The sequence below is a fragment of the Streptomyces sp. NBC_00122 genome, assembly GCF_045160845.1.
Classification (GTDB): Bacteria; Actinomycetota; Actinomycetes; order Streptomycetales; family Streptomycetaceae; genus Streptomyces.
The window spans coordinates 1,386,172-1,404,486 of sequence record NZ_CP108191.1; the positions used below are offsets into that span (position 1 = coordinate 1,386,172).

Genomic DNA, 18,315 nt, shown 5'->3' on the forward strand with positions numbered 1-18,315 from the left:
ACCGCTCGGATATGCGCTTCACGTCAGCTCCTGCGTACGCCTTCCGCAAGCTCGCCCGCCAGCGACCGTACGGCGGCCAGCCCGGCCGGCAGGTCCGGCGCGTCCAGCAGCAGCTTGACGAAGGCCGAGCCGACGATCACCCCGTCGGCGAAGGCCGCGACCTCCTTGGCCTGGGCCGGGTTGGAGACGCCCAGGCCGACGCAGACGGGGAGCTCGGTGGTGGCGCGGGTGCGCCGCACCAGCGCCTGGGCCTCGTTGCCGACCGATTCGCGGGTGCCGGTGACACCCATGAGCGAGGCGGCGTAGACGAAGCCGGAGCCGGCCGCCGTGATGGTGGCCAGGCGCTCGTCCTTGCTGCTGGGGGCCACGACGAAGACGGTCGCCAGACCGTGCTTCTCCGCGTGCTCACGCCACAGCGCGGACTCCTGGACCGGCAGGTCGGGCAGGATGCAGCCGGCGCCGCCCGCCGCCGCGAGCTCGGCGGTGAACCGCTCGACGCCGTAGCGGTCGATGGGGTTCCAGTACGTCATCACCAGGACCGGGGCCCCGGTCGCCTCGTGCGCCTCGCGCACGGTGCGGATCACGTCGGCGATCTTGACGCCGCCGCGCAGGGCGATGTCGTCGGCGGTCTGGATGATCGCGCCGTCCAGGACCGGATCGCTGTGCGGCAGGCCGACCTCGACCACGTCCGCGCCGCCCGCGATGACGGCCTTGACCGCCTCGATGGCACCGTCGACGGTCGGGAAGCCCGCCGGGAGGTAGGCGACGAGGGCCGCGCGGTCCTCGGACTTCGCCTTGGCGAGCGTGTCGCTCAGCAGCTGGATGCGCCCGGTCTTCTCACTGGCCGTGCTCACTTCGACTCCCCCTCGGTGTTCTTGGTCGCGCTCCGCCTCGGCTGCTCGGTGGCGTCGTACAGCCCGAAGTAGCGGGCCGCCGTGTCCATGTCCTTGTCACCGCGGCCGGACAGGTTGACGACCAGCAGGCCGTCCTTGCCCAGCTCCTTGCCGAGGTCGAGCGCGCCCGCGAGGGCGTGCGCCGACTCGATCGCCGGGATGATCCCCTCCGTACGGGAGAGCAGGCGCAGGGCCTGCATCGCCGCGTCGTCGGTGACCGCGCGGTACTCGCCGCGGCCCGTGTCCTTCAGGTACGAGTGCTCCGGGCCGATGCCCGGGTAGTCCAGACCGGCCGAGATGGAGTACGGCTCGGTGATCTGGCCCTCCTCGTCCTGCAGGACGTAGGAGCGGGAGCCGTGCAGGATCCCCGGCTCGCCCGCGGTCAGCGTGGCCGCGTGCTCGCCGGTCTCCACGCCGTGCCCGGCGGGCTCGAAGCCGACCAGGCGGACGTCGGCGTCCGGGATGAAGGCGTGGAACAGGCCGATGGCGTTCGAGCCGCCGCCGACGCAGGCCGCGACGGCGTCGGGCAGCCGGCCCGCGCGCTCGATGATCTGGCGGCGGGCCTCGACGCCGATGACCCGGTGGAAGTCGCGGACCATGGCCGGGAAGGGGTGGGGGCCGGCGACCGTACCGAAGAGGTAGTGGGTCCGGTCCACATTGGCGACCCAGTCCCGGAACGCCTCGTTGATGGCGTCCTTCAGCGTCCGGGAGCCGGACTTCACCGCGATGACCTCGGCGCCCAGCATCCGCATCCGGGCCACGTTCAGCGCCTGGCGCTGGGTGTCGATCTCACCCATGTAGATGGTGCAGTCGAGGCCGAAGAGCGCGCAGGCGGTGGCGGTGGCCACGCCGTGCTGGCCGGCCCCGGTCTCGGCGATGACCCGGGTCTTGCCCATGCGCTTGGTGAGCAGCGCCTGGCCCAGCACGTTGTTGATCTTGTGCGAGCCGGTGTGGTTGAGGTCCTCGCGCTTGAGGAAGATCCGCGCGCCGCCCGCGTGCTCGGCGAACCGGGGCACCTCGGTGAGGGCGCTCGGGCGGCCGGTGTAGTTGACCATCAGGTCGTTGAGCTCGGCCGCGAAGGCCGGGTCGCCCTTGGCCTTCTCGTACTCGACGGCGACCTCGTCGACGGCGGCGACGAGCGCCTCCGGGATGAACTTGCCGCCGAAGTCACCGAAGTAACCCTCGGCGTTGGGGACGTGACCCTCCGGGTCCGGGATGAAGAATTGGCTGGACATGCCAGTGCTCCTACGGGAACGGAATGCGACGAGTGGTTTTCACCGTATTGCGCCGTCCGCCCGCGACACGCACACCACTCCACGACGGGGTGGCCGGTGCTGCCTGCGGGAAGGAGGACCCGCGCCCGGAGCCGGTCGGCCCGGGCGGTGGGCCGTACGGGGACCGGCGGGACGGTACGTCTCGTACCGTCGGCCGCAGCCCTCGTTACAGCGCGCCTCCGGGACGCCATCGCATGCCGTTGACCTGACCGGGCTCGGAGCCGATCACGTACCGGACCCGCCGCCCGTGCACACGCCGGGCCGGGGCGCGGCAGCCGCGAGGGCGGCAGCCGCGCGCCAGGGGCGCGTGCGCCGTCGGCACGGCGACCGGGCCGCGGCGAGCTGCCTGCGGCGCGTGCGTCGTGCTGACGGAGGGGCGGTCGTGGGCCATGGGAGCGGTCAGCTCCGCCCGTGGCGCAGGGCGGGGTGGGCGCCGGCGGCGACGAGGTCGGCCACGGCCGCCTTCGGGTCGCGGCCGGTCACCAGGGACTCCCCGACGAGGACGGCGTCGGCACCCTCGTTGGCGTAGGCGATCAGGTCGTGCGGCCCGCGGATGCCGGACTCGGCGACCTTGACGATGTGGGCCGGGATCTCGCCGACGACGCGCTCGAAGGTGGAGCGGTCGACCTTGAGGTCCTTCAGGTTGCGGGCGTTGACACCGATGATCTTGGCGCCGGCCGCAACCGCACGCTCGACCTCTTCCTCGTCGTGGACCTCGACGAGCGGGGTGAGACCGATGGACTCGGCCCGCTCGATGAGGGAGACGAGGGCCTCCTGCTCCAGGGCCGCGACGATCAGCAGCGCGAGGTCGGCGCCGTAGGCGCGGGCCTCCCAGAGCTGGTACGCCGTGACGATGAAGTCCTTGCGCAGGATCGGGATGTCCACGCGTGCGCGGACGGCCTCCAGGTCGGCCAGCGAGCCACCGAAGCGGCGCTGTTCGGTGAGGACGGAGATGACCGCCGCACCACCCGCTTCGTAGTCGGCGGCGAGCCCGGCCGGATCGGCGATCGCGGCCAGCGCGCCCTTGGACGGGCTGGAACGCTTGACCTCGCAGATCACCTTGACGCTGTCGCCGCGCAGGGCAGCGACGCCGTCCTTGGCCTGGGGCGCCTTGGCGGCACGCTCCTTGAGCTCGTCGAGGCTCACGCGGGCCTGCCGTTCGGCAAGGTCTTCGCGGACCCCTTCGATGATCTCGTCGAGCACACTCACGCGAGCGGCCCCCTTCCGGGTCGATGACGGTCGGCCGCCTTGCAGACACGTACAACTGCAAGGTCAGCAATCAAATGGTATCCGCAGGAGGCGTTGCGCTCCGCACGCGGTTGACGGCGTCCCAGTAACTGGACATTCGGAATCCGGGCTTCATCCGGGCCCCGCACGGGACTCAGGGCGCCAGCGCCGAGCCGAAAGAAAGATTTCGGACAACGGCGAATGTCAGGCCCACCACGCCGATGGCCCACCAGTACGGCGGCCGCAAGGCGAGGCGGGGTACGGGCCCGCCGCGGTAGGCGCGAACCAGCCACAGGGTCATGAATCCCGCGAAGACGAAGTAGCCGACGACAGCGAGGGCATTTGCCCCGAAAGCTGTGGTCAGATCGCCGTGGGCGAACGCGTGCGCGCTGCGCAGACCGCCACATCCGGGACACAGGATTCCGGTCAGCCGCAGCAGCGGGCAGACCGGGTAATGGCCCGGCTCGTTGGGGTCCACTGTGCCCACATACGCAAAGGCCGCCGCGGCCGCGGCCAGGGTGAGCACCGGGGCCGCGAGCCACCGGGCCCGGGAGACCCGTACGGCGGCGGGCGCGGTCCGCGGCGGCGCGGCGTCGGGGGTGTGAGAGGCGTCCACCCGCCGATTCTCGCCGATCATGACGACGGGCGCAGCACGACGGAGCGGGATGACAAAAGGCGCAGCCCGACCGGGCCGCGCCTTTCGGATCCGCGGTACCGCGCTCAGACCTTGGCGGGGACCTTGGAGGCGGCGATGACCTCGGCGAGGTCCTTGTGGGCAGCCTTCGGCATGCCCATGCCCGCGGCCTTCATCGCCATGCCGACGACACCGCCGAGCGCGACGACGACGAGACCGGCCCAGAAGCCCAGCGGGTTCGCGAGCACCATGAAGGCGCCGGAGATGCAGAAACCGATGAAGGCGATGATGACACCGGTCCAGGCGGCCGGGGTGTGTCCGTGGCTAGTGCCCGCCATGAGTTGCTCCTCGTTGGTCTGTCGCTGTGCTGTGTCGAAACGCGCGGCCTGTGTCGAACGCTCGGAGCCCATTGTCCCGCACAGGGCGGGGCCGCCGTCCACGGGGGGTCCGTCAGCGGGTCGGGTCCTCGCCCCGGTCCAGAGCCTTCCACAGATCCTCCGGGCGGTCCGGGTCCACCGCCGCGGGCCTGCGCGCACGGGGGCTGCCGTCCCGCTCGTAGCGCCCGCCCATCGCGGGCCAGCTGCGGCCGAAGCGCAGGGCCAGCAGCCCGGCCGTCAGGATCAGGGCCGCCCCGGCGGCCGTGACGTACGGCCACGCCGTATGGGTCAGCCCCACCACCTGGGCCGCGGTGTCCGCGGTCGTACGGGCGGCCTCCGCGTCCAGGGCCCGGCGGCCGTCGGCGGCGAAGACCGCGGTCAGCGCGGCGCCCAGGCCGCTGAGCGCCAGCAGCCCCGACACCAGCAGCCGCCCCTTGCCGCGTACGGCGAAGACGGCGACCAGGGCGGCGAGCCCGACGATGGCCAGGGCGGCGGGGAGTCCGGTGACGGCCCGCCCGTCCGCGGTCAGGGCGAGCGAATCGCCGCCCATCGCGGTGGTGCCCCGGGCCCAGATCCGGCCGGAGGCGAGCAGGACGACGGTGGAGCCGAGCGTGCCGAGCAGCAGGGCGACGGCCACGCTGCGGCGGCCGCCCTTGCTCTCGGGAGCCTCGGCGTCGGCATCGGTTCGGGGCGGGGGTACGGCACTCACGTACCCCACTATCCCCTACGCCCTCAGGAGCCGTGGAGGCGGTTCGCCGCTCCCACCGCGCGCAGCACCGCGGCCGCCTTGTTGCGGCACTCGTTGTCCTCCAGCTCGGGCACCGAGTCGGCCACGACCCCGGCGCCGGCCTGCACGTACGCCGTCCCGTCGCGCAGCAGCGCGGTGCGGATGGCGATGGCCGTGTCGGAGTCCCCCGCGAAGTCCAGATAGCCCACGCAGCCGCCGTACAGCCCGCGGCGGGTGGGCTCCAGCTCCTCGATGATCTGCATCGCGCGGGGCTTGGGCGCCCCCGAGAGGGTGCCCGCCGGGAAGCAGGCGGTGAGCACGTCGAAGGCGGTCCGGCCCTCGGCGACCCGCCCGGTGACGGTGGACACGATGTGCATGACGTGCGAGTACCGCTCGATGCTCATGAAGTCGACGACCTCCACGGAGCCCGGCTCGCAGACCCGGCCGAGGTCGTTGCGGCCCAGGTCGACGAGCATCAGGTGCTCGGCGCGCTCCTTGGGGTCGGCCAGCAGTTCCTCGGCGAGGTCGTTGTCCTCCTGCGGCGTGGCTCCGCGGTGGCGGGTGCCTGCGATGGGGTGGACCATGGCCCGGCCGTCCTCGACCTTGACCAGCGCCTCGGGGCTGGACCCGACCACGTCGAAGCCGTTCTCGAAGCGGAAGAGGTACATGTACGGGGACGGGTTGGTGGCCCGGAGCACCCGGTAGACGTCCAGCGCGGAGGCCTGGCAGGGGGTCTCGAACCGCTGCGAGGGCACGACCTGGAAGGCCTCGCCGGCGCGGATCCGCTCCTTGACGTCCTCGACGGCGGCCTGGTACTTCTCGCCGCCCCACAGCGCGGAGAACTCCGGCAGCTCGGAGGCGGGCAGCGGGGCCGGGACGTAGGGGGCGGGCCGCGCCAGGTCGGCCTCCATGGCGTCGAGGCGGGCCACCGCGTCGGCGTACGCCTCGTCCACACCCGATTCGAGGTCGTTGTGGTTGATGGCGTTGGCGATGAGCAGGACGGTGCCGTCCCAGTGGTCCATGACCGCCAGGTCCGAGGTGAGCAGCATCGTCAGCTCGGGCAGCTTCAGGTCGTCGGCGGCGTGCTCCCCGATGCGCTCCAGGCGGCGCACGATGTCGTAGCCGAGGTAGCCGACCATGCCGCCGGTGAAGGGCGGCATCCCGCCCGCGAGGTCGCGCGGGGTGTGCAGGGCCTCGACGGTGGCGCGCAGGGCTTCGAGGGGGTCGCCGTCGGTGGGCACGCCCACGGGCGGGGTACCGATCCAGTGCGCCTGGCCATCCCGGACGGTCAGCGTGGCGTCGCTGCGCACGCCGACGAAGGAGTACCTCGACCAGGAGCGGCCGTTCTCGGCGGACTCCAGCAGGAAAGTGCCGGGGCGTTCGGCGGCCAGCTTGCGGTAGAGCCCGACGGGGGTGTCCCCGTCGGCCAGCAGCCTGCGGCTCACGGGGATGACGCGGCGGTCGGCCGCGAGCTTGCGGAACGAATCGAGATCCATGTGCGTGGGACCTGTCTAGTCGGCGTCGCGGAGGAGGACATCGTCGTCGAAGCAGGTGCGGGCGCCGGTGTGGCAGGCGGCTCCGACCTGGTCGACCTTGACGAGCACGGTGTCGGCATCACAGTCGAGGGCGACGGACTTCACGTGCTGGAAGTGGCCGGAAGTATCCCCCTTCACCCAGTACTCCTGGCGGCTGCGGGACCAGTAGGTACAGCGGCCGGTGGTCAGGGTGCGGTGCAGGGCCTCGTCGTCCATCCATCCGAGCATGAGCACCTCACCGGTGTCGTACTGCTGGGCGATGGCCGGTACCAGGCCGTCGGCGGAGCGCTTGAGGCGCGCGGCGACGGCGGGATCGAGGTTGCCGGGGCGGGGGGACGTACTCATGCCGCCATTGTGCCGGGCCGGAATGCCTGTTAAGGATCTCTGTCCGCCTGATGGGCAGGCGCGCGGCGGTATCCGGCCGTAGGCTGACCCGTATGTCTACCCATGCGAAGCGCGAACGACTGCTGCTGGCCGACCTGTTGGAGGCGGCCGGGCCGGAGGCGCCGACGCTGTGCGACGGCTGGAGCTGCCGGGAGCTGGCGGCGCACGTGGTCGTCCGGGAGCGCCGGCCGGACGCGGCGGGGGGCCTGCTGCTGAATGTGCTCAAGGCGCGGCTGGACAAGGCGATGGAGGAGTACACGGCCAAGCCGTACGAGGAGCTCATCCAGCTGATCCGGACCGGGCCGCCGAAGCTGTCGGTGTACGCCCTGAAGCCGATCGACGAGGCGGCGAACGCGGTGGAGTTCTTCGTCCACGCGGAGGACGTCCGGCGGGCCCAGCCGGACTGGTCGCCGCGGGAGCTGGACCCCGTGTTCGCGGACTCCCTGTGGACCCGGCTGGAGAGGCTGGCCCGGCTGACGGGCCGACGCTCGCCGGTGGGCCTGGTCCTGCGGCGGCCCGACGGCCGTACGGCGGTGGCGCACAAAGGCGTGCCCGTGGTGACCGTGACGGGAGAGCCGGGCGAGCTGACCCTGTTCTGCTTCGGCCGCCAGGACGCTGCCGCGGTGAACCTGGACGGTGACAAGGAGGCCGTCGCGATGCTGACGAGGGCACGACTGGGCATCTAGGAAGCCTGGCGTCGGGGCGGGTGCACTTGGCGTGAACATTCCCTTGCCCTTGTGACATCGGGCGAGCTTAATGAAGCCTCGCGCGGTCACATCGTCGACAACGCACGGGGGAAATCATGGAATCCGGCCCGGTCCCACCGCCACCGTTACCGCCCCGGCCACCGGCGGCGCCACCGCCTGCGCCACCGCCCAGAGCATCCGAGCCCGGTGTGGAGCTGCGGGTGGGCAAACGGCTGCTGTGGGTGGACGGCGCGGCCTATCCGCTGCACAACGTCGTCCGGGTGCGCACCTTCCAGATCAAGCCCGACCGCGGGGAAGCCTTCCTCCAGTTCCTGAAGTGGCTCGGTGCCACGGCAGCGCTGATCATCGTGCTCCAGGTCGCCTCTGCGGACGCGGGGTCGTCCAGCAGCTCGGACTACCGCTCGGGCAACGCCGCGGACAGCCTGTGGACCCTCGGCGCCATCATGGCGGTCATCCTCCTCGTCCGGCTGGTCACCCAGCTGGCCGCGCCGTCCCGGCACGTTCTGTCCGTGGAGACGTCGGGCCCCTCCACCGCCCTGGTGACGCTGCCCGACAAGGAGCAGCTGCGGCAGCTGGTCCGGCAGATCGTCCACGCCATCGAGCACCCGGAGACCGAGTTCGCCGTACGCGTCGAACGTCTGAGCATCAATCCGAGCAACTACCACCTCGGCGACACCGTGAACATGTACGGCGGCATCGGGAACACGGGGGTCGTGAAGAAATGACCGGTGGCAACCACTACGGCGACATCGTCAACATGAACCAGGGAAGCGGCAACACCGGAATCGTGAAGAACCAGTTCCCGGCCGTCGCCCCGCAGCTGCCCGCCGACCAGCGGGAGGCCATCGCCGAGCTGATCCGGCTGCTCGAAGAGGTGCGCGGCCAGCTCCCGCCCGCCGCCGTAGAGACCGTCGACGGCTCCCTGCGCACGATCTCCTCCGCCGGCAGCACCCCGCAGGAGCGCCACGGCGCCCTGATGACCGTGGCCGGCGTCGCGGCGGTGATCGGCCCGCTCGCCCAGCCGGTCGTCGACGCGGTCCAGGCGATCCTTCGGCTGCTGGGTGCGGGATGAGGTGCGGGCCCGGCCACAGGCCGGGCCCGTCCGGTCTCAGCGGACCGGGTGACCCGCCTCCCGGAGCGTGGCCTTGACCTCGGAGATCCGCAGGTCGCCGAAGTGGAACACCGAGGCCGCGAGCACCGCGTCGGCGCCGGCCGCGATCGCCGGCGGGAAGTGCTCCAGCTTGCCGGCGCCGCCCGAGGCGATCACCGGGACCGTGACGTGCCCCCGCACCGCCGCGATCATCTCGGTGTCGTACCCGTCCTTGGTGCCGTCGGCGTCCATCGAATTCAGCAGGATCTCCCCGGCGCCCAGTTCGGCCGCCCGGTGGGCCCACTCGACGGCGTCGATGCCGGTGCCCCGGCGGCCGCCGTGGGTGGTGACCTCGAAGGAGCCCGACGCGGTCCGGCGGGCGTCGACCGACAGGACGAGGACCTGGCGGCCGAAGCGCTCGGCGATCTCCTGGATGAGCTCGGGGCGGGCGATGGCGGCGGTGTTCACGCCCACCTTGTCCGCTCCGGCCCGCAGCAGCTTGTCCACGTCGTCGGCGGCGCGCACGCCGCCGCCGACGGTCAGCGGGATGAAGACCTGCTCGGCGGTGCGGCGCACCACGTCGTAGGTGGTCTCCCGGTTCCCGGAGGACGCGGTGATGTCGAGGAAGGTCAGCTCGTCGGCGCCCTCGGCGTCGTACAGCTTGGCCATCTCCACCGGGTCGCCGGCGTCGCGCAGGTTCTGGAAGTTGACGCCCTTGACGACCCGGCCGTTGTCCACGTCCAGGCAGGGGATCACCCGTACGGCGAGGGTCATGCCGCACCTCCGTACGCTTCCACCTCGACCTCGACGACCATGCTGGGGTCGACGAAGCCGGAGACGATGATCATTGATGCGGCGGGGCGGACCGCGTCGAACAGTTCCTTGTGGGCGCGGCCCACCTCGTCCACGTCCCGGGCGTGGGTGAGGTACATCCGGGTGCGGACCACCTGCTCCGGGCCGAGACCGGCCTGGGCGAGGGCCTTGAAGGCGACGCCGAAGGCGGCGACGGCCTGGTCGTACGGGCCGTTGGCGTCGGCCGCGGTGCAGCCGGAGACCAGGACGAGGCCGTTCGGGAGCTGGACGGCGCGGGAGTAGCCGATGACATCCTCGTAGGCGCCACCGGAGGAGATGCGGCGCACATCGGAAGTGCTGCTCATGCGGAGACCACCTTCAGGGCTTCTTCCAGCGTGAAGGCCTTGGCGTACAGGGCCTTCCCGACGATCGCGCCCTCGACGCCCAGCGGGACCAGCTCGGCCAGCGCCCGCAGGTCGTCCAGGGAGGAGATGCCGCCGGAGGCCACGACGGGCCGGTCGGTGGCGGCGCAGACGTTCTTCAGCAGCTCCAGGTTGGGGCCGGTCAGCGTGCCGTCCCTGCCGATGTCGGTCACGACGTACCGGGCGCAGCCCTCGGAGTCCAGGCGGGCGAGGGTCTCGTACAGGTCGCCGCCCTCGCTGGTCCAGCCGCGGCCCTTGAGGGTGGTGCCGCGGACGTCGAGGCCGATCGCGATCTTGTCGCCGTGCTCGGCGATCGCCTTGGCGGCCCACTCGGGGGTCTCCAGGGCGGCGGTGCCGAGGTTGACGCGGGTACAGCCGGTGGCGAGGGCCGCGGCGAGCGAGGCGTCGTCGCGGATGCCGCCGGACAGCTCGACCTTGATGTCCATGGCGGCGGTGATCCCGGCGACCAGGGCGCGGTTGTCGCCGGTGCCGAAGGCGGCGTCCAGGTCGACCAGGTGCAGCCACTCGGCGCCGGAGCGCTGCCAGGCGAGGGCCGCCTCCAGCGGGGAGCCGTAGGAGGTCTCGCTGCCGGACACCCCGTGCACGAGGCGGACGGCCTGTCCGTCGCGGACGTCGACCGCGGGGAGGAGCTCAAGCGTCTTGTGCATCAGAGGGTCTCGATCCAGTTGGTGAGGAGCTGGGCTCCGGCGTCGCCGGACTTCTCGGGGTGGAACTGGGTCGCCCACAGGGCGCCGTTCTCCACCGCCGCGACGAACGGCTCACCGTGGGTGGCCCACGTGACGCGGGGGGCGCGGATCGCCGGGTTGGTGACCTCCAGGGTCCACTCGCGCGCCGCGTAGGAGTGCACGAAGTAGAACCGGGCGTCGGCGTCCAGGCCGACGAAGGCCTGGCTGTCGGCCGGGGCCTCGACGGTGTTCCAGCCCATGTGGGGGACGATCGGGGCCCTCAGCGGGCCGACCGTGCCGGGCCACTCGTCGAGGCCCTCGGTCTCGACGCCGTGCTCGATGCCGCGCTCGAAGAGGATCTGCATGCCGACGCAGATGCCCATGACCGGGCGGCCGCCGGAGAGCCGGCGGCCGATGATCCAGTCGCCGCGGGCGTCCTTGAGGCCCTGCATGCAGGCGGAGAAGGCGCCGACGCCGGGGACGAGGAGTCCGTCGGCGTCCATGGCCTTGTCGTAGTCGCGGGTGATCTCGACGTCGGCGCCGACGCGCGCCAGGGCGCGCTCGGCGGACCGGACGTTGCCGAAGCCGTAGTCGAAGACGACGACGGTCTTGGTGGGACGGGTGGTTGCGGCAGTGCTCATGCCCAGATTCCTTGGATTCGCAGGACCCCGGCGGCCAGACACATCGCCGAGGCGATGGCGAGCAGGAAGACGACCGACCTGGGCATCTGCTGCTTCTGGAAGGAGTAGACACCTCCGGCCAGGAACAGGCCGAGGACGATCAGGATCGTGTTGAGCCCGTTCACGGTTAGAGGGCGCCCTTCGTGGAGGGCAGGATGCCGGCCGCGCGCGGGTCGAACTCGGCCGCGTAGCGCAGGGCGCGCGCGAGCGCCTTGAACTGGCACTCCACGATGTGGTGGGCGTTGCGGCCGTACGGGACGTGGATGTGCAGGGCGATCTGGGCCTGCGCGACGAAGGACTCGAAGATGTGCCGGGTCATCGTCGTGTCGTAGGTGCCGATCATCGGCGCCATGTTCTCGGGCTCGGTGTGCACGAGGTAGGGGCGGCCGGACAGGTCGACGGTGACCTGGGCGAGGGACTCGTCGAGCGGCACGGTGCAGTTGCCGAAGCGGTAGATGCCCACCTTGTCGCCCAGGGCCTGCTTGAAGGCGGCGCCGAGCGCGAGGGCGGTGTCCTCGATGGTGTGGTGGGTGTCGATGTGCAGGTCGCCGTCGGTCTTGACGGTCAGGTCGAAGAGGCCGTGGCGGCCGAGCTGGTCGAGCATGTGGTCGTAGAAGCCCACGCCCGTCGAGACGTCGACCTGGCCGGTGCCGTCGAGGTTTATCTCGACGACGACCGAGGTCTCCTTCGTGGTCCGTTCGACCCGTCCGATGCGGCTCATGCGTGCTGCTCCTTCTTCAGTGCGCGAACCGCTTCCAGGAACGCGTCGTTCTCGGCCGGGGTGCCCGCGGTGACCCGCAGCCAGCCCGGTACGCCGTTGTCCCGGACCAGGACACCCTGGTCGAGGATCTTCTGCCAGGCGGTGTGGGAGTCCTCGAACCTGCCGAACTGGATGAAGTTCGCGTCGGACTCGGTGACCTCGTAGCCGATGGCCCGCAGTTCGACGACCAGCCGGTCCCGCTCGGCCTTGAGCTGTTCGACGTAGCCGAGCAGGGTGTCGGTGTGCTCCAGGGCGGCCAGCGCGGTCGCCTGGGTGACGGCCGACAGGTGGTACGGCAGGCGCACCAGCTGGACGGCGTCGACGACGGCGGGGTGCGCGGCCAGGTATCCCAGGCGCAGTCCGGCGGCGCCGAAGGCCTTGGACATGGTCCGGGAGACCACCAGGTTCGGGCGGCCCTCGATGAGGGGCAGCAGCGAGTCGCGGTGGCTGAACTCCACGTACGCCTCGTCCACGATGACCAGGGACGGCTTGGCCGCCTGCGCGGCCTCGTACAGGGCGAGGACCGTCTCGGCCCCGACCGCCGTGCCCGTGGGGTTGTTGGGCGAGGTGATGAAGACGACGTCGGGGGCGTTCTCGGCGATCGCCTGCTCCGCCGCCTCCACGTCGATCGTGAAGTCGTCCCGGCGCGGGCCGGAGATCCAGCCGGTGCCGGTGCCGCGGGAGATCAGCGCGTGCATCGAGTACGAGGGCTCGAAGCCGATCGCGGTGCGGCCGGGCCCGCCGAAGGTCTGCAGCAGCTGCTGGATGACCTCGTTGGAGCCGTTGGCGGCCCATACGTTCTCCCGCGCGACCGGGTGCTTGGCCGTACGGGTGAGGTAGGCGGCCAGCTGGGTGCGCAGCTCGACCGCGTCCCGGTCGGGGTAGCGGTTGAGGGTGCGGGCGGCGTCGGCGACGCGCTCGGCGATGCGCCGGACCAGCTCCTCGGGCAGCTCGTACGGGTTCTCGTTGGTGTTCAGCTGGACGGGTACGTCGAGCTGGGGGGCGCCGTACGGGGTCTTGCCGCGCAGCTCGTCCCGGATGGGGAGGTCGTCGATTCCGGTCACGCCTGGGGGACCTTCCATCCGAAGCGCGCCTTCAGGGCGGCGCCGTGCGCGGGCAGGTCCTCGGCCTCGGCCAGCGTCACCACGTGGTGGGTGACCTCGGCGAGGGCGTCGCGGGTGTAGTCGACGATGTGGATGCCGCGCAGGAAGGACTGCACGGACAGGCCGGAGGAGTGGCAGGCGCAGCCGCCGGTGGGCAGCACGTGGTTCGACCCGGCGCAGTAGTCGCCGAGCGAGACCGGGGACCACGGGCCGACGAAGATCGCGCCGGCGTTGCGTACGCGGGCGGCCCAGGCGGCGGCGTCGGCCGTCTGGATCTCCAGGTGCTCGGCGCCGTACGCGTCGACGACCTTGAGGCCGTCCTCCAGGCTGTCGACCAGCACGATCGCGGACTGCTTGCCCGCGAGGGCCGGCTTGATCCGGTCGTGGACGTGCTTGGAGGCCGCGACCTGCGGCTCCAGCTCGCGCTCGACGGCGTCCGCGAGCTCGGCGGAGTCCGTGACGAGGACGGCTGCGGCCAGCGGGTCGTGCTCGGCCTGGCTGATCAGGTCGGCGGCCACGTGTACCGGGTCGGCGGTGGAGTCGGCGAGGACCGCGATCTCGGTCGGGCCGGCCTCGGTGTCGATGCCGATCTTCCCGGTGAAGTAGCGCTTCGCGGCGGCGACCCAGATGTTGCCCGGGCCGGTCACCATGTTGACGGGCAGGCAGTCCTCCGTGCCGTACGCGAACATCGCGACGGCCACGGCGCCGCCCGCCGCGTACACCTCGTCCACGCCGAGCAGCGCGCACGCGGCGAGGATCGTCGGGTGCGGCAGGCCGCCGAACTCCTTCTGCGGCGGGGAGGCCAGCGCGATCGACTCGACGCCCGCCTCCTGCGCCGGTACGACGTTCATCACGACGGAGGACGGGTAGACCGAGCGGCCGCCCGGGGCGTACAGCCCCACGCGCTCCACCGGAACCCACTTCTCGGTCACCGTGCCGCCGGGGACCACCTGGGTGGTGTGCTCGGTGCGGCGCTGGTTCCGGTGCACGATCCGGGCGCGCCGGATCGACTCCTCCAGGGCGGCGCGGACGGCCGGGTCGAGCTCGTCGAGGGCGGTCTTGAGCGCCTCGGCAGGCACCCTGACCTGCTCCAGCGTCACCCCGTCGAACTTCTGCGCGTACTCGATCAGCGCCGCCGTGCCACGATGATGGACGTCCTCGCAGATGGGCCGCACCTTGTCCAGGGCAGCTTCTACGTCGAACTCGGCACGGGGCAGCAGATCGCGCAGGGCGCCGCCCTCGGGGAGGGCGTCACCGCGCAGGTCGATACGAGAGATCACCCCCCAATTCTCTCAGACCGTCTCGTGCCACCGTTCGCCCGTATCACTGGCTGATACACGCCCCGGATGTCACAGGCGCCCGTTAGCTTGGATCTACACGTAATGACAGCGGAGGGGGGCCGCCATGACCGAGGCACGCGCGGGTACCGAGGCACTGGTGGGCGAGGAGCCGGCCGACCTCTCCGCCTCCGAGCGCCGCATGTGGACCGCGTACCGCACGGGCAGCATCTGCGACCTGAGCGTCCGCGCCGCCGACCGGGACGATCCGCACGGTCGGCACGTCTGGGGCCCCGAGCGCAGCGTGCGTGCCCGGGTGGTGGCGCTGCTACTGCTCCACGGGCCGCCGCCGGTGCCGGGCCGGGTGGCCTCGCTGAAGCTGCGCGGCGTACGGATCACCGGGCGGCTCGACCTGTCCGGGGGCACGGTGAGCCCGTACGTGGAGCTGCAGTCCTGCAGCTTCGACAGCGAGATCCAGCTGTCCGAGGCCCGTTTCGGCACCCTGCGCCTGGTGAACTGCGCGATCCCCCGGCTGGAGGCGGCCCGCCTGCACACCGAGGGCGATCTGCACATGCCGCGCTGCCGGGTGGCCCGTGGCGTCCGGCTGACCGACGCGCAGATCGGCACCGACCTGCTGATCAGCCAGGCAGTGGTGCAGAAGGACTCCAAGGGCCGGGCGATCGCCGCCGACGGGATGTCGGTGGCGCAGGACTTCCAGGGCGAGCTGCTGGAGACGTACGGCGAGGTGAGCCTGCGCGGCGCGAAGGTCGGCGTGTCGATGAACCTGCGCGGGGCCCGCCTGCGCAACCCGAACGGGCGGTACGCGCTGAACGCGCCGCAGCTGACCGTCGAGCGGACCCTGTACCTGACCTCGATCGCCCTGGACTACGTCCCCGGGTCGAACTCCTCCACTCCCCCGTACGGACTGGGGCTGACGCCGACGCGCGGTCAGCCCTCGCAGCGCTTCGAGTGCCGGGGCGGGCTGCGGATGGACGACGGCCGCTTCGGTGACGCCATCGACTTCTACGGGGCGCGCTTCGTGCTCACCGACGAGCAGGAGATATCCCTGCGCCGGATCCAGACCCCCGAGTTCCGCTTCGTCGGCGAGCGGCCGGAGCACGGCCGGGTCGTGGTGTCGGGGTCCAAGGTGGTCAAGCTCGTCGACACCTCCACCAGCTGGCCGGGGCCGGGCGGGGTGTCGATCGAGGGCTTCGTCTACGAGAACCTCGCCCCCCGGGGCCACTTCCCCCTCGCCCGCCGGCTGGCGTGGGTGGAGGCGGCCACGCCCGAGTACTCGCCGGAGCCGTACGAGCGGCTGGCCGCCGTACTGCGGGCCAGCGGTGAGGACGCGGACGCCCGCGAGGTGCTGCTGGCCAAGCAGCGCCGCCGCCGGGCCACCCTGCCTCCCGCGGCCAAGGCCTGGGGCTACGTCCAGGACTGGACGGTGGTCTACGGGTACCGCCCGGGCCGGGCCGCGCTGTGGATGCTGGTCCTGTGGGCGGCGGGCGCACTGCTGTTCTCCCGGCACCAGCCGCCCCCGATCAAGGCGGACGAACATCCGACGTGGGATGCCGCCCTGTACGCCCTGGACCTCCTGCTCCCGGTGATCGACCTGGGCCAGCAGGGCCAGTGGAAGGTGGAGGGCGGCTGGCAGTGGGCGGCGGCGGCGCTGGTCCTGCTGGGATGGATCCTGGCCACCACGGTGGCGGCGGGCGCCTCAAGGCTGCTGCGGCGGGGGTGACGGGGGATAGGGCGGGTCGGCCCTCGGCCATTACCCTGTGCCTCGTGACCACCGTTCGTCTGCCCCTCTTTCCCCTGAACTCGGTGCTGTTCCCGGGACTCGTCCTCCCGCTGAACATCTTCGAGGAGCGTTATCGCGCCATGATGCGCGAGCTGCTGAAGACGAGCGAGGACGAGCCGCGCCGTTTCGCGGTCGTCGCCATCCGCGACGGCCGCGAGGTCGCCCCGACCGCGCCCGGCCTGCCCGACCAGACGGCCCTGCCCGAGCGCGGCCCCGCCGCGGGCTTCGGCCCGGACCCGGTCCAGGCCTTCCACCGCGTGGGCTGCATCGCGGACGCGGCGACGATCCGGGAGCGGGAGGACGGCAGCTACGAGGTCCTCGCGACGGGCACCTCACGGGTCCGGCTGATCTCGGTCGACGCCTCGGGCCCCTTCCTCACCGCGGAGCTGGAAGAGCTCCCGGAGGAGGCGGGCGAGGGCGCCGGGGCCCTGGCCGAAGGGGTGCTGCGGGCTTTCCGCACCTACCAGAAGCGGCTGGCCGGAGCCCGCGAGCGGTCCCTGACCGGCGCGGAACTCCCCGACGAGCCGTCGGTGGTCTCGTACCTGGTGGCAGCGGCGGCGGTGCTGGACATCCCGGCGAAGCAGCGGCTGCTCCAGGCCCCGGACACGGCGACCCGCCTGGCGGAGGAGCTGAAGCTGCTGCGCGCGGAGACCGCGGTGATCCGCCACCTCCCCTCGCTGCCCGCGGTGGACCTGACCCGTACCCCGACGAGCCCGAACTGACCGATGGCGAAAAAGAAACCGGCCGGGACCCCGGCGATCGTGGCCCTCACCGCGGCGGGCGCCGAGTTCACCACGCACGCCTACGAACACGACCCGGCGCATCCCTCGTACGGCGAGGAAGCCGCCTCGGCGATGGGCGTCTCGCCCGACCGGGTCTTCAAGACGCTCGTCGCGGAGGTGGACGGAGTCCTGACGGTGGCGGTGGTCCCGGTCTCGGGCTCGCTGGACCTGAAGGCCCTCGCCTCGGCGGTGGGCGGCAAGCGGGCGGTGATGGCCGATCCCGCACTGGCGGAGCGCACGACGGGCTACGTCCTGGGCGGCATCTCCCCGCTCGGCCAGCGCAAGCGCCTGCGCACGGTGATCGACGCCTCGGCCCGCAACCACCCGACCATCTGCTGCTCGGCGGGCCGCCGCGGCCTGGAGGTCGAGCTCTCCCCGTCGGCCCTGACCGCCTTGACCGGGGCCACGCTGGCCCCCATCGCCCGCCCGTAGCGTCCGCGGAGCCCGGGGGCGCGGCGGGTCAGGTGCGCGGCGGGTTCGGGGCCTGCGGATCGGGAGCCGGCGGGTTCGGGGCCTGCGGGTCGGGAGCCTGCGGGTCGGCGTGGACGTGCGGCGGCGGGTAGACGGCCCAGGCGGGCTCCGGGTCCGGGTCCCGCGGGGACCAGAGGGCGGTCAGGCCCAGGTGCACCAGGACGGCCGTCATCGGCCAGACCAGCAGCACCCCGTGTGCCAGCATCTGCAGCGGCGCGTCGAACGGGACGCCCTTCCCCGCCTTCAGCGCGGCGGCCAGCAGGTCCGAGGACGGCCCCAGCCACAGCCCGAACCGCCACCCCACCAGCGCGGCGAAGAGGGACCCGAGCCCGAGCCCGATCACCAGCGGCACACCGCCGGCCCGGCGCCACAGGAAGACACCGACGGCACTCAGGACGCCCAGCCCCACGGACAGCAGGAAGAAGGTCCCGTCGGCCCCGATCCGCGCCTCGCTCTCGCTGTTGCGCAGGAACACCGCCTCCCCGTTGGAGACGTACTGCACCCGCGGCGCCAGCCACATCCACAGCAGTCCGAGGAGCAGGCCCGCCACCCCGACCGCCAGGGCGACGACGGCCCCGTCCCGGATGTCCTGCGGGGTGATGGCCGCGTCGGCGGCCCCCGGCTTCTCGGGCGGGAGCGAGGGCGGGTCGAAAGGAGACGGCGGGGTCACGGCTTCGGTCACCCCCACATCGT

Annotated in this window: 24 protein-coding genes; 6 read left to right on the forward strand and 18 right to left on the reverse strand. The window is 72.1% G+C overall.

Features of this window, described 5'->3' with window-relative positions; genetic code table 11:
- Window positions 1–23 precede the first annotated feature (23 nt).
- The 9 genes from trpA to hisI all read right to left on the reverse strand — a co-directional run bounded on the left by trpA (window position 24) and on the right by hisI (window position 7,012).
- A complete protein-coding gene (gene trpA, locus OG737_RS06560) occupies window positions 24–854 on the reverse strand; it encodes a tryptophan synthase subunit alpha (protein ID WP_328925189.1) in 831 nt (276 codons plus the stop codon).
- Window positions 851–2,128 (reverse strand): tryptophan synthase subunit beta, encoded by a 1,278-nt coding sequence (trpB, locus tag OG737_RS06565; RefSeq protein WP_328925190.1) that lies wholly within the window; start codon window positions 2,126–2,128, stop codon window positions 851–853. The genes trpA and trpB overlap by 4 nt, the downstream gene beginning before the upstream one ends.
- A 205-nt stretch (window positions 2,129–2,333) precedes the next feature.
- Entirely contained in the window at window positions 2,334–2,558 is a 225-nt protein-coding gene (gene trpM / locus OG737_RS06570; RefSeq protein ID WP_328925191.1) for a tryptophan biosynthesis modulator TrpM, read from the reverse strand.
- 8 nt (window positions 2,559–2,566) lie between these two features.
- Window positions 2,567–3,376, reverse strand: a complete 810-nt coding sequence (trpC, locus tag OG737_RS06575; RefSeq protein WP_214932893.1) for an indole-3-glycerol phosphate synthase TrpC — start codon at window positions 3,374–3,376, stop codon at window positions 2,567–2,569.
- Window positions 3,377–3,548: 172 nt separating this feature from the next.
- On the reverse strand, window positions 3,549–4,031 hold the full coding sequence (locus OG737_RS06580) for a DUF2752 domain-containing protein (protein ID WP_405921279.1): 483 nt from the start codon (window positions 4,029–4,031) through the stop codon (window positions 3,549–3,551).
- Between the two features lie 83 nt (window positions 4,032–4,114).
- Window positions 4,115–4,366: an HGxxPAAW family protein gene (locus OG737_RS06585; protein WP_328925193.1), complete on the reverse strand. Its 252-nt coding sequence runs from the start codon at window positions 4,364–4,366 to the stop codon at window positions 4,115–4,117.
- A 112-nt stretch (window positions 4,367–4,478) separates the two neighbouring features.
- Window positions 4,479–5,123, reverse strand: a complete 645-nt coding sequence (locus OG737_RS06590; protein WP_328925194.1) for a TIGR02234 family membrane protein — start codon at window positions 5,121–5,123, stop codon at window positions 4,479–4,481.
- 14 nt (window positions 5,124–5,137) lie between these two features.
- Window positions 5,138–6,628 (reverse strand): anthranilate synthase component I, encoded by a 1,491-nt coding sequence (locus tag OG737_RS06595; protein ID WP_328925195.1) that lies wholly within the window; start codon window positions 6,626–6,628, stop codon window positions 5,138–5,140.
- Between the two features lie 15 nt (window positions 6,629–6,643).
- A complete protein-coding gene (hisI, locus tag OG737_RS06600; RefSeq protein ID WP_388554647.1) occupies window positions 6,644–7,012 on the reverse strand; it encodes a phosphoribosyl-AMP cyclohydrolase in 369 nt (122 codons plus the stop codon).
- Window positions 7,013–7,104: 92 nt separating this feature from the next.
- On the opposite strand from hisI, the gene OG737_RS06605 reads away from it, so the two are divergent.
- The 3 genes from OG737_RS06605 to OG737_RS06615 all read left to right on the forward strand — a co-directional run bounded on the left by OG737_RS06605 (window position 7,105) and on the right by OG737_RS06615 (window position 8,830).
- Window positions 7,105–7,737 carry a TIGR03085 family metal-binding protein gene (locus tag OG737_RS06605; RefSeq protein WP_328925197.1) on the forward strand — a complete coding sequence of 211 codons (633 nt, stop codon included), beginning with the start codon at window positions 7,105–7,107 and terminating at the stop codon, window positions 7,735–7,737.
- Window positions 7,738–7,958: 221 nt separating this feature from the next.
- A complete protein-coding gene (locus tag OG737_RS06610; RefSeq protein ID WP_328925198.1) occupies window positions 7,959–8,483 on the forward strand; it encodes a DUF6232 family protein in 525 nt (174 codons plus the stop codon).
- Entirely contained in the window at window positions 8,480–8,830 is a 351-nt protein-coding gene (locus OG737_RS06615) for a hypothetical protein (RefSeq protein ID WP_328925199.1), read from the forward strand. The genes OG737_RS06610 and OG737_RS06615 overlap by 4 nt, the downstream gene beginning before the upstream one ends.
- 36 nt (window positions 8,831–8,866) lie before the next feature.
- Here OG737_RS06615 and hisF read toward each other — a convergent pair whose 3' ends face one another.
- The 8 genes from hisF to hisD are packed head-to-tail and all read right to left on the reverse strand — an operon-like array spanning window position 8,867 to window position 14,571.
- Entirely contained in the window at window positions 8,867–9,622 is a 756-nt protein-coding gene (gene hisF / locus OG737_RS06620; RefSeq protein ID WP_328925200.1) for an imidazole glycerol phosphate synthase subunit HisF, read from the reverse strand.
- Window positions 9,619–10,005 (reverse strand): RidA family protein, encoded by a 387-nt coding sequence (locus OG737_RS06625; protein WP_328925201.1) that lies wholly within the window; start codon window positions 10,003–10,005, stop codon window positions 9,619–9,621. The genes hisF and OG737_RS06625 overlap by 4 nt, the downstream gene beginning before the upstream one ends.
- Window positions 10,002–10,730, reverse strand: a complete 729-nt coding sequence (gene priA, locus OG737_RS06630) for a bifunctional 1-(5-phosphoribosyl)-5-((5-phosphoribosylamino)methylideneamino)imidazole-4-carboxamide isomerase/phosphoribosylanthranilate isomerase PriA (protein ID WP_328925202.1) — start codon at window positions 10,728–10,730, stop codon at window positions 10,002–10,004. The genes OG737_RS06625 and priA overlap by 4 nt, the downstream gene beginning before the upstream one ends.
- Window positions 10,730–11,389 (reverse strand): imidazole glycerol phosphate synthase subunit HisH, encoded by a 660-nt coding sequence (gene hisH / locus OG737_RS06635; protein WP_328925203.1) that lies wholly within the window; start codon window positions 11,387–11,389, stop codon window positions 10,730–10,732. Before hisH ends, priA begins: the two co-directional genes overlap by 1 nt.
- Entirely contained in the window at window positions 11,386–11,553 is a 168-nt protein-coding gene (locus OG737_RS06640) for a hypothetical protein (RefSeq protein ID WP_328925204.1), read from the reverse strand. Before OG737_RS06640 ends, hisH begins: the two co-directional genes overlap by 4 nt.
- A 2-nt stretch (window positions 11,554–11,555) precedes the next feature.
- Window positions 11,556–12,149 carry an imidazoleglycerol-phosphate dehydratase HisB gene (gene hisB, locus OG737_RS06645; protein ID WP_326591415.1) on the reverse strand — a complete coding sequence of 198 codons (594 nt, stop codon included), beginning with the start codon at window positions 12,147–12,149 and terminating at the stop codon, window positions 11,556–11,558.
- Window positions 12,146–13,252, reverse strand: a complete 1,107-nt coding sequence (locus OG737_RS06650; RefSeq protein WP_328925205.1) for a histidinol-phosphate transaminase — start codon at window positions 13,250–13,252, stop codon at window positions 12,146–12,148. The genes hisB and OG737_RS06650 overlap by 4 nt, the downstream gene beginning before the upstream one ends.
- Window positions 13,249–14,571, reverse strand: coding sequence for a histidinol dehydrogenase (gene hisD, locus OG737_RS06655; RefSeq protein ID WP_328925206.1), 1,323 nt, complete (start codon window positions 14,569–14,571; stop codon window positions 13,249–13,251). The genes OG737_RS06650 and hisD overlap by 4 nt, the downstream gene beginning before the upstream one ends.
- A gap of 124 nt (window positions 14,572–14,695) precedes the next feature.
- Between hisD and OG737_RS06660 the strand changes: the two genes are divergently transcribed.
- Genes OG737_RS06660 through ybaK form a run of 3 tightly spaced genes read left to right on the forward strand, consistent with a single transcriptional unit; the run spans window position 14,696 to window position 17,583 of the window.
- Window positions 14,696–16,309 carry an oxidoreductase gene (locus tag OG737_RS06660; protein WP_328925207.1) on the forward strand — a complete coding sequence of 538 codons (1,614 nt, stop codon included), beginning with the start codon at window positions 14,696–14,698 and terminating at the stop codon, window positions 16,307–16,309.
- 44 nt (window positions 16,310–16,353) lie between these two features.
- Window positions 16,354–17,091 carry an LON peptidase substrate-binding domain-containing protein gene (locus OG737_RS06665; protein WP_328925208.1) on the forward strand — a complete coding sequence of 246 codons (738 nt, stop codon included), beginning with the start codon at window positions 16,354–16,356 and terminating at the stop codon, window positions 17,089–17,091.
- A gap of 3 nt (window positions 17,092–17,094) precedes the next feature.
- Window positions 17,095–17,583 carry a Cys-tRNA(Pro) deacylase gene (gene ybaK / locus OG737_RS06670; RefSeq protein ID WP_405680055.1) on the forward strand — a complete coding sequence of 163 codons (489 nt, stop codon included), beginning with the start codon at window positions 17,095–17,097 and terminating at the stop codon, window positions 17,581–17,583.
- 28 nt (window positions 17,584–17,611) lie between these two features.
- Here ybaK and OG737_RS06675 read toward each other — a convergent pair whose 3' ends face one another.
- Window positions 17,612–18,304: a hypothetical protein gene (locus tag OG737_RS06675; RefSeq protein WP_328925210.1), complete on the reverse strand. Its 693-nt coding sequence runs from the start codon at window positions 18,302–18,304 to the stop codon at window positions 17,612–17,614.
- Between the last annotated feature and the right edge of the window lie 11 nt (window positions 18,305–18,315).